Annotated in this window: 11 protein-coding genes; 4 read left to right on the top strand and 7 right to left on the bottom strand. The window is 71.9% G+C overall.

Features of this window, described 5'->3' with window-relative positions; all coding sequences use genetic code 11:
- Nucleotides 1-19: 19 nt before the first annotated feature.
- The gene (gene thpR, locus IE272_RS26370) at nucleotides 20-649 is read right to left on the bottom strand and encodes an RNA 2',3'-cyclic phosphodiesterase (RefSeq protein WP_050363052.1); all 630 of its coding nucleotides are present in this window, start codon (nucleotides 647-649) and stop codon (nucleotides 20-22) included.
- A gap of 163 nt (nucleotides 650-812) precedes the next feature.
- Between thpR and IE272_RS26365 the strand changes: the two genes are divergently transcribed.
- Complete coding sequence (locus IE272_RS26365; RefSeq protein WP_050363051.1) at nucleotides 813-1,172, top strand: DUF6204 family protein; 360 nt, start codon at nucleotides 813-815, stop codon at nucleotides 1,170-1,172.
- 217 nt (nucleotides 1,173-1,389) lie between these two features.
- Nucleotides 1,390-2,418: an aminoglycoside phosphotransferase family protein gene (locus tag IE272_RS26360; RefSeq protein WP_190008299.1), complete on the top strand. Its 1,029-nt coding sequence runs from the start codon at nucleotides 1,390-1,392 to the stop codon at nucleotides 2,416-2,418.
- Between the two features lie 60 nt (nucleotides 2,419-2,478).
- Here IE272_RS26360 and IE272_RS26355 read toward each other — a convergent pair whose 3' ends face one another.
- On the bottom strand, nucleotides 2,479-3,405 hold the full coding sequence (locus IE272_RS26355) for a LysR family transcriptional regulator (RefSeq protein ID WP_050363049.1): 927 nt from the start codon (nucleotides 3,403-3,405) through the stop codon (nucleotides 2,479-2,481).
- A 108-nt stretch (nucleotides 3,406-3,513) separates the two neighbouring features.
- On the opposite strand from IE272_RS26355, the gene IE272_RS26350 reads away from it, so the two are divergent.
- A complete protein-coding gene (locus IE272_RS26350) occupies nucleotides 3,514-4,128 on the top strand; it encodes a helix-turn-helix domain-containing protein (RefSeq protein WP_190008297.1) in 615 nt (204 codons plus the stop codon).
- Between the two features lie 155 nt (nucleotides 4,129-4,283).
- On the opposite strand, the gene IE272_RS26345 is transcribed toward IE272_RS26350, so the two are convergent.
- Nucleotides 4,284-5,420, bottom strand: a complete 1,137-nt coding sequence (locus IE272_RS26345; RefSeq protein WP_073960575.1) for a PQQ-dependent sugar dehydrogenase — start codon at nucleotides 5,418-5,420, stop codon at nucleotides 4,284-4,286.
- A 479-nt stretch (nucleotides 5,421-5,899) separates the two neighbouring features.
- Between IE272_RS26345 and IE272_RS26340 the strand changes: the two genes are divergently transcribed.
- A complete protein-coding gene (locus IE272_RS26340; protein WP_190008296.1) occupies nucleotides 5,900-8,029 on the top strand; it encodes a glycoside hydrolase family 6 protein in 2,130 nt (709 codons plus the stop codon).
- 114 nt (nucleotides 8,030-8,143) lie between these two features.
- Here the strand turns inward: IE272_RS26340 and IE272_RS26335 are convergent, their stop codons facing one another.
- The 4 genes from IE272_RS26335 to IE272_RS26320 form a co-directional block, all read right to left on the bottom strand.
- On the bottom strand, nucleotides 8,144-10,072 hold the full coding sequence (locus IE272_RS26335) for an HtaA domain-containing protein (protein ID WP_190008294.1): 1,929 nt from the start codon (nucleotides 10,070-10,072) through the stop codon (nucleotides 8,144-8,146).
- A 151-nt stretch (nucleotides 10,073-10,223) separates the two neighbouring features.
- The gene (locus IE272_RS26330; protein ID WP_050363044.1) at nucleotides 10,224-11,399 is read right to left on the bottom strand and encodes an oxygenase MpaB family protein; all 1,176 of its coding nucleotides are present in this window, start codon (nucleotides 11,397-11,399) and stop codon (nucleotides 10,224-10,226) included.
- Nucleotides 11,400-11,485: 86 nt separating this feature from the next.
- On the bottom strand, nucleotides 11,486-12,541 hold the full coding sequence (locus IE272_RS26325; RefSeq protein ID WP_098891468.1) for a polyprenyl synthetase family protein: 1,056 nt from the start codon (nucleotides 12,539-12,541) through the stop codon (nucleotides 11,486-11,488).
- A complete protein-coding gene (locus tag IE272_RS26320) occupies nucleotides 12,531-12,809 on the bottom strand; it encodes a polyprenyl synthetase (RefSeq protein WP_098891467.1) in 279 nt (92 codons plus the stop codon). Before IE272_RS26320 ends, IE272_RS26325 begins: the two co-directional genes overlap by 11 nt.
- Nucleotides 12,810-12,854: the final 45 nt, after the last annotated feature.

The raw sequence follows: 12,854 nt of genomic DNA, 5'->3' as shown, positions 1-12,854 counted from the left end.
GGACAGCCCTTAGGCCCGTTCAGGTCCCGCCCGCACCGTGGCGGAAGTCCCAGGCGTCGATGTCGCGGTAGTGGATCGGCCCCGGACCCCGGCCGATGTTGCTGCCGACCAGGTGGAGGCGCCCGGCCTCCCAGCTCCGGCCGGCGAACGCGGCGAGCCCTTCGGCGGCCGCCACCGTGGCCGCGTGGTCGCCCCGGCGGGACCGGGCCAGAGTCAGGTGGGGCCGGAGCGGCCGCTCGGGGAAGGACACACCGCACTCCCTGACGAGGGCGCGTACGTCCGTGGCGAGGTGATGCAGCCCGTCGAGGTCCCCCGTGACCCCGGTCCACAGCACCCGCTCGTCGAAGTGCCCGCCGCCGTGCAGCGCCAGCCGCAGAGGCCGCCGCCCCGCCGCGAGCCCGGCGAGCGGAGGCATCAGGGGCGGGACGGCGGCGACCGGCAGTTCACCGAGGAACGCCAGGGTGATGTGCCAGTCCTCGATGCGGTTCCACCGCATCCGGGGGTAGGCGTCGTAGGCCGGGCGCAGCGCCTGCGCCAGCTCGTCCTTCGCGTCGTCGGGCGGGGCGAGCGCCAGGAACACGCGGGTCGTCGTGGCCCGGACGCGTTCGTCCGCAGGGGGGCCGGTCACGGCTTCGAGCGGTTCATTCACCTGCCGTACCGTACGTGCCGGACGCGCCCCTGCCGCAACGCGGGGCCCGACGACGGGCTCGGGCCCGGGCCGACGCCGCACCGTACGGCGCTGATACGGCAGCGGCGGTGCGTCGCGGGAAACTCGGTGGAGCGACGTCGATCCCGCTGATTAGGGTCGCCGGATGAGTACTCACACCTTCCGCATCATGGTCCGTGGTGTCTTCGACGGGCTCGCCCCCGAACAGCGGGCCGAGCTCCTGGCCCGGGCCGGGGAGCACGACATCCTGCGCGCGGCCTTCACCCCCGAGGGGAACCTCAGCTACGACCTCGCCGCGCGACCGGCCTTCACGTTCCGGTACCTGGACGGGGGAGAGGCGGAGGAGGACATCCTCGAAGCGACCGAACGCGCCGAGACGGCCGCGAAGGCGTGGCTGGCCGAACGCGGCTACGGCCACAAGAACCTCAGGAGCACCGCCGAGGACCTCTCCCGGGCGCCGTTGGGCAAACGGCAGCGCCGCGAGGCGGCCCGGAAGAGCGGTTGAACCCGCGAGGCGGCCAGGAAGAGCGCAAGGGCCTGCGAGGCGGCCCGGCCTGCCGGTCGGCCGAGGTACTTCGCGCGCCCTTCCTCGGCGAGGCCGAAAGGGCCCCCGGGGACGACGCGGAACTCATGCCCTCGGGGTGGCCCCGTCACCGGGAAGCCACCGTCGGCGTACCCCTCCGGCACCAATCAGGACATGGCCCGCGTGCGACGATGGGCGCATGAGATCGCGGCTGCCGTGGGGGGACGAGTTACGGGCCGGGCTGGGCGCTCCGAGGCGCTCCCGACGGCTGAGCAGCAGCCCGCGCTCACGGGTGTGGCGGGTGGAGACGGCCGGGCCGCCCGTGGTGGTGAAGCAGATCGTCGAGGGTGCCGACGCCGACGAGCGGTACGCCCGTGAACTGGCCGCGTTGCGGCTCGCCGCAGGAGCCGATCCGGCCGTGGTACCCGCACTGCTGGGCACCGCCCCCGGCGACCGGGTGCTGGTCCTGGAACATCTGGACCACCACCACCCCACCGGCGACTGGATCGTGGACTACGCGGCGGCACTGGCCCGGCTGCATGCCGTCGCCCGCCCCGAGCACACCGGAGTGCTGCCCCGCTGGCAGGGCCCGGACGAGGCCGACGCGGCCTCCTTCCTCCGGCTGGCCGCGGCCCTCGATGCTCCCGTCCCTCCCGGAGTGCCCGGGGAGCTCGACGGCCTCGTGCACCGCCTCGCCCGTGCGCCGGGTCACGCCCTGCTCCACGGCGACCCGTGCCCCGGCAACGACCTGCACACCCCGGACGGAACCCGGTTCATCGACTTCGAACAGGCCTCACTGGGCAGCGGGCTGATGGAACTCGCCTACCTGCGCATCGGTTTCCCGACCTGCTGGTGTGTCACCTCGGCACCCGCCCCGCTGCTGGAACGGGCGGAGGCCGCCTACCGCACGGCATGGCGCGCCGAGACCGGCGACGAACTCCACGGCGACCTCACCGACCCCTGCGCCGGCTGGCTGATCAGGGGAGACGCCCTGGTCCAAAGAGCCCACCGCACAGGCACCGATCACCTGGCCCGGATCCCGGTCCGCGACTGGAAATGGGGCACGGTGACCGCCCGGCAGCGCCTCGTCCACCGGCTCGGTGTCGTCGGAAGTATGACCGCCGGCCACGACGGCCTGAGCGGGCTGAGCACTCTCTGCACGGACATGCGCCGGCAACTGCTCGCCCGCTGGCCCGGACTCCGACCCGTCCCCGCACAACGCCCCTGAGCCGAGGCCGCTCACGACACGGGCCGACGGCCGTCGAGGAGGGGGAGCCGCCGACGGGCGTCAGCGAGCCCAGCCCGGTGTCCAGGCGTCGGCCGGCGACTTCGGCCGCACCTGCACGAGGTACCTGCGCAGCGCCGCCAGAACCGGATGCGGGTTGCCCGTCCGGTACAGGAACACGTGCGGATAGACCGGCGTCGGGCCCACCACCGGGATCCGCCGCAGGTCATGCGCGGCCGGCCACACATACCTGTCCCGGGAGCCGACGAGTGTGGCCAGCGCGGCGGAGTCGGCGATCGAGTCCATCAGCGCCTCGGTCCCGAAGTCGGGCCCGACCGCGTCGATGCGCAGACCGAAGTCCTCCGCCAGCCGGTCGTAGTAGGCGGCCCACTCGGTGCCCTGCTTGATGCCCGGGATCCAGATCCGGTGCCCGGCCAGGTCCGCCGGGGCCAACGACCGGGCGGAGGCCAGCGGATGGCGCGGCCCGACGAGGAGCTGCAACGGATCGTCCAGGACGCGTTCGGAACTGATCCCGTCGGGCAGCGCACCCACAGGAACGGCGCGGAAGGTCGCGTCGATCTCGCCGGCCCGCACCGCCTCGGCCGCCCCCGTCACGTTCGTGTCCGCGAGCGTCACCACATCCAGGTCCGTGCCGGGGTGGGCCTGGTAGAAGCCGCGTACGGCCAGCGCCGGGGCGATGCGCCGGTGGAGCACGTCCACGCGCAGCACCCGGTCCCCCGGACGTACCGAGGCGGCGGCCCGCTCCACGGCCCGCAGCACCTCGCGGGCGTGGGGCAGGAACGCCTGCCCGTCCGGAGTGGGATGCGCTCCACGGGCGGTACGGACGAACAACGTCACCCCGAGCACACGTTCCAGGCCCGCCACGCGCTTGGAGACGGCCTGCTGGCTGATGCGCAGCTCCACGGCGGCTTCCTGGAACTGTCCGGTGTCCGCGACGGTGACGAACGTGCGCACGGCTTCGATGTCCACGCCCTGAACCCTATGTGGGCACAACCCATGGTTGTGGCACGCCGACAGCAGGGTGGTCGGATCAGGGCTTCCGCGCAAACCTTGCCTCAATCGCATAGTCTCATGCCTATGACGCAAGACGATGGTGAGCTGGACAGCCTGGTACGCAAACGCATCCGCGCCCTGCGCGTGGCCCAGGGCTGGTCCCTGGAGGAGCTGGCCGGCCGCGCGAAGGTCAGTCAGTCCACGCTCAGCCGCATCGAGAACGGCCGGCGCCGGCTGGCCCTGGACCAGCTGGTCACGCTCGCCCGCGCCCTGGACACCTCCCTCGACCAGTTGGTCGCGACCGCATCCGACGACGTCGTCTCCCACCCGATGATCGACGGGGCGCACGGTCAGATGCGGTGGCCCATCAAGGCGGAACCCGGCATGACCGTCATCCGTCAGCGCATGACCGAGCCGCCGCCCGACCATCCTTCACGCCTGCGCGCGCACCCGGGCCGCGAGTGGCTCGTCGTCCTCTCCGGCACCGCGATCCTGCTCCTGGGCAACCGGCGCCTGCGGATCGAGACGAACCAGGCGGCGGAGTTCCCCACGATGCTCCCGCACGCGATCGGCGCCGAGGGCGGGCCGTGCGAGCTGCTGGGCATCTTCGACCAGGACGCCCGCCGCGGCCATCAGCGCGGCGAAGGCGCGGAGCAGGCGAACCGCCCGACTCCGCCGCCCGGGCGGAGCCTCCCGTGACGAGCGCGGGGCGGCGATCCGGGCGGTTCGCCGCACGATCGGGGCCGAGCCCCCTCGCGTACGCCCGGACCAGGGGACGGGGGCCCGCCGACGGTCATGATCGGCGGGCCCCCGGCGCCGGTCCGCGCAGCTGACCTCCCGCGCGTCTCAGCAGCTCACGCGGGATCGACGCGGGAGACCACGCCACTGCTGCCGAGGACGTACAGCTCGCCGTCACCGCCCTCGACGAACGAGATCACCTCGCCGCCGCTGACTCCGAGGTCGCCGACGCCGGTCACCTCGCCGTCCTTCATCTGGAGCGTACGCAGGGTGCCGTCGCAGTAGTCGCTGAACACATAGCTCCCCCGAAGGTCCGGGAGCGCGTCGCCGCGGTAGACGAATCCGCCGGTCACCGAGCAGCCGAGGCCCGTACGGTCGTACTCGTGGACCGGCGGGACGTGGTTCGCGGGCTCCGTGCCGCCCCGGAAGGGATGGGTGCCCTCCATGGAGGCCCACCCGTAGTTCTCCCCGCCCTTGCTGTCCGCCGGGGCCCAGTCGATCTCCTCCCAGTCGCTCTGGCCGACATCGCCGATCAGCAGGTCGCCCGTGCCCGCGTCGAAGGAGAACCGCCACGGGTTGCGCAGCCCGTACGACCAGATCTCGTCCTTCGCGTTCGCGTCGTCCACGAACGGGTTGTCCGCCGGGATGGCGTACGGCTCGCCGCCGGTCGGGTCGATCCGAAGCAGCTTGCCGAGCAGGGTGTCGAGCTTCTGCCCGTTGCCGTGCGGGTCGCCGCCCGAGCCACCGTCACCGAAGGCGATGTACAGGTAGCCGTCGGGGCCGAACTTGATGTCCCCGCCGTTGTGGTTCGCGTACGGCTGGGTCTGGGTGAGGACGGTCCGCCGGGTATCCGGCTGGAGCCGGCCGCCCTCCACGGCGAACTCGTCCACCGTGCTGGTGCCTTCGAGGTCCGTGAACGAGATGTAGAAGTGCGCGAACGTCTTGTCGAACGCGACGCCCAGCAAACCGCGTTCGCCGTCCGTGGTGGTCTCGTCGGAGATGTCGAGCACGGGTGAGCCGAGGCCCTGATCGTCCAGAACCCTTACGGTGCCCGCGCGTTCGGCGATCCAAAGCGTGTCATCGGGTCCGGCCGCCCCGGCGGACGGACTCTGGGCCCTGGCCACTTCGGTCAGGGACGCGCTCACCGGTTTGACCGGATCGGCGGGCTCGACGGCCGAAGCCGTGGCCAGGGCCAGGGACGTGACGAGGCAGAGTGTGCCGATGATCGCCGAGCTTCTGGTGCGAAATTTCACCGTGGCCTCCTGGAGGCGGCGAAGGGGGGAGGTCACCCGGCTGCTCGAGCGGAGATGAGTGGGGGGCGCGAGCCGGCAGGCAACCTGGGTGGGGGAGTTGGTGTGTCACCGGCTACGGGTGAGGATAGGGGGACGGACGTGGTCTGGCCTAGACCAGCGTTACGGCATCTTCTTCCGCTGTGACGCGCGCGGCCTCCGCAAGTCGGTAGTCGGCCAAATCGTCGACGCGAACGTGACCGGTGATGTACCCGGGCGGCCACTTCAGGTTGGAATGGGAGCGCTCCAACTCCCCCCAACTACCCTTCCGTGCAAGGTTATTGCGCTGCACCGCTTGACAGTCATCGCCTGCCGCGCCAGTTTGGGAGCGCTCCCACATGCATGCTTCCCCACCTGAACCCCCTTACCTCCTGAGCGTCACGGACCCCTGAACCCGTCCGTCGACACCCCCGACGGACGTACGAGAGGAGCACGGAGCCGCAATGAGAAGCAGAGGCACCACCCCGCACGCACCGCACGCGTTCCGCAGGAGAGCGGCCGCCGCACTGTCCGCACTGATCATGGGTGCGGCACTCGCGGTGGCCGTACCCGGACAGGCGTCGGCCGCCGCCCGCGTCGACAACCCCTACGCCGGTGCCACCGCGTACGTGAACCCCGACTGGTCCGCAAGGGCCGCCGCCGAGCCCGGCGGCGAAGTCATCGCGGACGAGCCGTCGTTCGTCTGGATGGACCGCATCGCCGCGATCGGCGGCACACCCGGCGCGCGAGGACTGCGCGCGCACCTCGACACGGCCGTGAGTCAGGGAGCCGACCTCTTTCAGGTCGTCATCTACAACCTGCCCGGCCGGGACTGCGCCGCACTCGCCTCCAACGGCGAACTCGGCCCCACCGAGCTGAGCCGCTACAAGGACGAGTACATCGACCCCATCGCCGGCATCCTCGGCGACCCCGCCTACGCGAGCCTGCGCATCGTCACGCTCATCGAACCGGACTCGCTGCCCAACCTCGTCACCAACGCCGGAGGGACCGCCGGCTCCACGCCCGAGTGCGCCACGATGAAGGCCAACGGCAACTACGAGAAGGGCATCGGATACGCCCTGCACACCCTGGGCGCCCTGCCCAACGTCTACAACTACGTCGACGCCGCCCACCACGGCTGGCTCGGCTGGGACTCCAACTTCGTCCCCGCCGCACAGCAGTTCAAGAAGGCGGCGACGACGGAGGGCGCCACCGTCTCCGACGTCCACGGCTTCATCGTGAACACGGCCAACTACTCGGCGCTCGAGGAGCCGCACTTCGCGGTGACCGACTCCGTGAACGGGACCACGGTGCGCCAGTCGCGCTGGGTGGACTGGAACTACTACGTGGACGAGCTCTCGTTCGCCAAGGCCCTGCGCACGGAACTCGTCCGCCAGGGATTCGCCTCCGACATCGGCATGCTCATCGACACCGCCCGCAACGGCTGGGGCGGCTCCTCCCGGCCCACCGGACCCGGACCGCTGACCAGCGCCGACGCCTATGTCGACGGTGGCCGGACCGACCGCCGCATCCACGCGGGCAACTGGTGCAACCAGAGCGGCGCGGGCATCGGCGAGCGCCCCACGACCGCCCCCGAGCCGGGGATCGACGCCTACGTCTGGGCCAAGCCCCCGGGCGAGTCCGACGGCAGCAGCGAGCCCGTCGACAACGACGAGGGCAAGGGCTTCGACCGGATGTGCGACCCGACGTACACCGGCAACGGCCGCAACGGCTTCAACCTCACGGGCGCCCTGCCCGACTCCCCGGTGGCCGGGCACTGGTTCTCCGGACAGTTCCAGGAGCTGCTCCGCAACGCCCACCCGCCGCTCGACGGCGGCAGCGGGGGCGAGGAGGACACCCAGGCGCCGACCGTGCCCACGAGCCTGCGGGTGACGGCCAAGTCCAGCAGCAGCGTCACCCTCGCCTGGACGGCGTCCACGGACGACACCGGCGTCACGGGGTACGACATCCTCCGCGACGGCACCCGGGTCGGGACGACGGCCACGACGACCTACACGGACACCGGCGTGAGCGCCTCGACCGCCTACAGCTACTCGGTCAGGGCCAAGGACGCGGCGGGCAACGTCTCGGCCGGGACCCCGGCCGCACAGGTCACCACCGAGGCGGGCGGCGGCACCGGAACGGGAGCGCTCAAGGCCGAATACCGCAACACCGACGGATCCCCGACCGACAACCAGATCCGGATGTCCCTCCGCCTGGTCAACACCGGTTCGACCGCGATCGACCTGTCCACGGTCACCGCCCGCTACTGGTTCACCCCCGACGGCGGTGCGAGCACCTTCGGCACCGCCTGCGACTACGCCGTGCTCGGGTGCGGAAACGTGACGCACGGGGTCCGGTCGGCGGGCGCACCGGCCACCGGCGCCAGCCACTACCTGGAGGTCGGCTTCGGCAGCGGCAGCCTCGCGGCGGGCGCCACGACCGGGGAGATCCAACTGCGGCTCAACAAGAGCGACTGGTCGGCCTTCCAGGAGAGCGACGACTACAGCCGCTCCACCAACACCGCCTTCGCCGACGCCCCGAGGGTCGGCGTCTTCACCGGCTCCACCCTCGCCTGGGGCACCGCCCCCTGACCTGAACCGCCCCCGGCACGGCATCTGCCACTGCCACTGCCGCTGCCGCTGCCCCTCTCCCCGGACGACGGGAGAGGGGCAGCGGCGCGGAATCCGGGACGGACAGGACCCGGGTCAGCGCACGTCGACCCGGTCGCCGGAGCCGATCGTGCCCAGGCGGGACGACGTGGCCTTGAACTGCGCCTTCCAGGTGCCGTCCTTCTTGGCGGTGAACCCCTTCGAGAACACGCCCTTGCCGTTGGTGCGTACGGTCGCCAGCTTGCTCCACTTGCTGGAGCCGTCGGCCTTGAACAGGATGATCACGGACTGGCCGGAGGCGTTCTTCCAGGTGCCGTCCAGGCTGCGCAGGGTGCCCTTGACGGTGATGGTGCGCCCCTTGCGGACCGGCTCGGGGGAGGCGTTGAAGCCGGAGACGGCGGTCCGCAGCTTGACGTCCACGTTGTCGGAGGAGCTGACGGCCGCGGCGCGGTCGGCGGTCCCCGCGTAACGGGCGCGCCAGGTGCCGTCCTTGACTGCGGTGACCGATGCCGAGACGACGCCCTTGCTGTCGGTGGTGACCGTGTTGGCCCGGCTCCAGGTCTTGCCGCCCTTCGACCGGAACTCGATCACGACGGGAGTCTTGGCCAGCGGACGCCATACGTTGTCCGTGGCGGAGGCGGTCTGGAGCGTGGCGACCACCTTCAGCTTGGAGCCCTTGCCCACCGGCTCGGGCGAGGCGTTGAAGGAGACGATCCGGGTCGGCACGGCGGACACCGTGAGCGTGGCGGCCGACGTGGCCGTCTCACCGGACGCGTTGACGAAGACGGCACGGTAGCGGTGGCCGTCGAGGGCGGCGGCCGCCTTCACCGACAGGGTGGCGGTGGTGGCCCCGGGGACGGTGCTCCAGGTCGTGCCGCGGTCGGTGCTGCGCTCCCAGCGGACCGAGTCCGCGCCGGTCGCGGCGGCGGTGAACGTGCCGGTCGCGCCCGAGCGGACGGTACGCGACGCGGGGTGCTGGGTCACGGTGGCGGCGGGGACCTCGACGCCGAACCGGAGCGGCTGGGCGACGTCCTGGGCCCGGGAGGGCATCCAGGTGGGGTCGCCGCCGTCGTGCGAGTTGAAGCTCGTGACGAAGCAGGCGGTGGTGCGGCAGTCGACGACGGGGGCCCCGGAGGGGGTGAAGGTCTCGGTGAGCTTCAGCGTGACGCTGAAGGTGCCGTCCGCGCCGACCTGACGGATGTACGCCGCGTTGCCGAAGACGCTGGGGTAGGTGGTGCCGGGAAGGGCGATGGACTGCGCCAGATACACGCCGCGCCCGGGCTGGTAGCCCTTGCCGCTGACGGTGACCTCGTTCTCGGCGCCCAGCTCGCTGACCTGGCTGACCGTCAGCGTGGGGACGCTGACGCCGCCGCTGATGGCGACGGGGTCCAGCGCCGTGCCGGCCGGGTACATGGGCCGGCCCTGGTAGGCGAAGATGGCCGAGCCCTCTTCGGTGAGCGCGGCCGTGATGCCCGTCCAGTCGAGAACGGCTCCGTCGAGGGCGTCGGCGGACGCCGTGAGCGCGGCGAGCGGCACGCCGGGCGTGGTCACCGGGGCCTGGCCGGCGGCGATGTCGGTCGTCACGTCCATGTGGAGCGTGCCCTTGCCGTCCTTGAGGACGACACGCGGGTTGGCGAGCGTGATGGCGGTTATCCCGTGACTCGGGACCGCGTAGGTGACCGAGCCGCCGAAGCGCACGTCGGCGGACCGCCCGGCAGGGTCCACCGAGCCGTGCTTGACGGGATAGTTGATCCGTCCGGCCGCATCCGCGCTCGCGCCGCCGGCCACGTTCACCGAACCGCCCATGCCGGTGACGTAGTGGACCCAGGAGTCCTTGAAGCCCCAGGAGGACCGGCCGGTCACCAGGATCGGGGCGGCTGCCGACGTCGTGCCGCCGGCCTCGGCCCGTGCGGCGGCGTGGACGCCGGGGGCGGCGGAGGCGGGAACGGCGAGGACGCCGGCGCCCACGGATACGACGGTCAGGGCGGCGAGTGCGGCCAGGCGGCCGCGGCGGGGCATGGACATGCGCTGCATGTCTCCTTCGGGAGAGGGGCACGGCGCACGTCTGGACGGAGCCGTTCCCGGGAGGCGAACGAAAGAAGGGGGGATACCGGCTTCTCGGCGTGTGGGGACCCGAAGACGACTCATCGAATATTAGGTGAGGCTTACCTAATTGTCACCATGGGGGTGTGCGCCCGGAGACGGTGACGGCGGGCGGCTTCCAGCGGGAGCGGGACGCCCCGGCGGAGACGCCGTACTCCTCCTTGAGCTGTTCGGGGATGGCGTAGTGCATCACGCGTCCGCGGGTGAGGGAGGACAGTTCGAGGACGGTGGTGAGGTGGCCGAGGCGGTCCAGGGCCCAGGCGCCGAGGGGGGACCGGTCCTCGACGGTCTCCAGGACGCCGAGAAGGTGGGGTACGGCCTTGACGGCGGTGTCCCAGGAGGTGCGCGGCACCCGGAGCCAGTCGGCGCAGGTGTCGCCGACCAGGTGCCGGATGAGCGCGGAGACGATCGGGTCGAAGAAGGTCCCGGGCACGACCTCCTCGTAGAGGTCGATGAGCTGCCGGGTCAGCAGCGCGCCCTCCTCGGAGGGGCCCATGTGCCGGATCATGTACAGGTCGAGGAATTGGCGGGCCTCGTCCAGGGACCGGGGGACGGACTCCTGACCGACGCCCAGCATCGCCCCGACCACACGCCAGGCGTAGTAGTAGGCCGCCGCGCCCTCCTCCGACATGTGGATGCCGAGGCGGTGCAGGCTGTCGAGCACGAGCAGCGAGAAGAACATCTGCCCGCCGATCATGTCCTCCTGACAGATCGGCGTCCCGAGCGCGTCGGTGTCCCACCGTTTCTCGCGCAGGAGGTGATGGCGGATCGACGCGTGCAGAAGGCGGACCTTCTGGGCGGCGGGGACGAAGCGGCCCCCGGCCTCGAAGGCGTCGGGCCGCATCAGATAGACGGTGAACTGGCCGGTCTCCGCCATCCGTTTGGAGGGGTACTTCAGCCCGTGGGTCGCCGAAAGGAGCTTCGCCACGTGCGGGACCACGTAGCAGGCAGGCATGGAGGCGAACGACAGTGCGGTGGAAATATGCACGTTGTTGTCGATGAAGAACAGCCGGGCCTTCTCCATCTCCTCCCAGTCGACCCAGGCCGGCGGGGCACTGGTGGCCTGAAGGTAGTCCCGGGCGACATCGGGCAGCCCGTCCGGCAGGGGAGCGCCCGCGGTGGAGACGTAGCGCATCAGTGTGTTGAACGTGCCCACCTCCCCGCGGTCGAAGAGCGCGGCGACGGTCGCGTCGGCCAGTTCGTCGCCCCCCTGCCGTAGGGCGTTCATCGAATCCTCGGTGTAGGTCAAGACGGACTTCCTTGTTCTCGGTGCAGTGCAGTGCAGTGCGGCGCGATGCGGTTCGGTGCGGGCGTGTGGGGCGGGCGCGCGCGGGGTCAGGACAGCCGGACGGTCGCCGAGTTCGCCAGCGACGTCAGGGCGTCGGCCGCACATGACGGCACGTCCAGCTCATGGAGCGCGTCGAGGGCTTCCTCCACGCGCGCCGTGATCATGTCTTCGACGAGGCCGGGGGTCTTCAGCCTGCGCATGACGTCGCGCACCGCGTGCAGCCCGTCCTCGTCCAGGTCGCGCCGGCCCAGCAGAGCCCGGAGCCGGTCACGGTCGTCGTCACCGGCGACACGCCAGGTCTCCGCCAGCAGGGCCGTGGGCCGGTGGCCGCACACATCGTCGGCGTTGGCCTTGCCGGTCCGTCCCGGGTCTCCGAACAGCCCGAGGAGATCGTCCCTCAGCTGGAAGGCCTCGCCCAGCGGCAGCCCGTAGGCGGAGTAGCCCTCGCGCAGCCGACCGCCGGCCCCGGCCAGCGCACCGCCGATCAACAGGGGCTGCTCGACGGTGTACTTGGCGGTCTTGTACCGGATCACCTTCAGCGAGGCCCCGGTGTCCGGCTCCGCCCCGGTGCGCAGGATCTCCAGGCACTCGCCCGCGATCAGCTCCCGGCCCAGAACGGTCCACAACGGGCGGGCCCGGCCCAGATAGGCGGCGGGCAGACCGCTGGTGGTGAACAGCTGCCCGGCCATCCCCATCAGCAGATCGCCCACCAGCATCGCCAGAGATCTGGCGGCGGCGACGGAGCGCGGGCGCCTGCGTACGGCGCCGCGCAGAGCGATGTGCGCGGTGGGGCGGCCGTGCCGCAGAGCGCTGTCGTCGATGAGATCGTCGTGGACGACAGCGGCGGCGTGGATCAGCTCCAGGGAGGCCGCCGCCCGCACCAGCGCGGCGCTGTCCGGCTGCCCCGCCGCCCGCCAGCCCCAGTAGCAGAACGCCGCCCGCAGCCGTTTGCCGTCCGCGACGGCTGCCTCCACCTGCGCGGCCACCGGAGCCAGGGACGGGTCGATCGCCGCGAACAGATCGGCCTCCCGGGCGACGAACGGGCGCAGCTCCCCGTCGACCCGCGCCTTGAACGCCGCCGCGTCCCACCGGTCAGGTGTCATCGGAGGCCCGCCGGGCGACGACGTGCCGGGCGAGCAGCTCCAAATGGGCCGGCGGCGGGGCGGCGTACCGGTCCAGCACCAGGCGCCCGCGCGCCGTCAGCTCGTGCTCGGCCTCCGCCGCCAGTTCCGCGGCGTCCGAGCGGCGCAGCAGCCCGCGTACCGCGCCCAGGGCCGAACCCACCGCGCTCACCGCCAGATCGGCCGCCCCCGCCACGAGCAGGACCACCCGCTCGTCCAGGTTCCCGTCACGCCCCGCTTCTCGCGTCATGCCACTCCCCACCCCGCGATTGCCGACGGCGCAGGTCACGCGCCC

The sequence above is a fragment of the Streptomyces anulatus genome, assembly GCF_014650675.1.
GTDB classification, from domain to species: domain Bacteria; phylum Actinomycetota; class Actinomycetes; order Streptomycetales; family Streptomycetaceae; genus Streptomyces; species Streptomyces anulatus.
The sequence above is the reverse complement of the archived record's forward strand: the minus strand, read 5'-3'. Positions and strand labels throughout refer to the sequence as shown.

Coding starts and splice junctions, on each gene's coding strand:
- IE272_RS26320 (WP_098891467.1), bottom strand. CDS start 12,809: ATGACGCGAGAAGCGGGGCGTGACGGGAACCTGGACGAGCGGGTGGTC.
- IE272_RS26325 (WP_098891468.1), bottom strand. CDS start 12,541: ATGACACCTGACCGGTGGGACGCGGCGGCGTTCAAGGCGCGGGTCGAC.
- IE272_RS26365 (WP_050363051.1), top strand. CDS start 813: ATGAGTACTCACACCTTCCGCATCATGGTCCGTGGTGTCTTCGACGGG.
- IE272_RS26360 (WP_190008299.1), top strand. CDS start 1,390: ATGAGATCGCGGCTGCCGTGGGGGGACGAGTTACGGGCCGGGCTGGGC.
- IE272_RS26335 (WP_190008294.1), bottom strand. CDS start 10,072: ATGTCCATGCCCCGCCGCGGCCGCCTGGCCGCACTCGCCGCCCTGACC.
- IE272_RS26350 (WP_190008297.1), top strand. CDS start 3,514: ATGACGCAAGACGATGGTGAGCTGGACAGCCTGGTACGCAAACGCATC.
- IE272_RS26340 (WP_190008296.1), top strand. CDS start 5,900: ATGAGAAGCAGAGGCACCACCCCGCACGCACCGCACGCGTTCCGCAGG.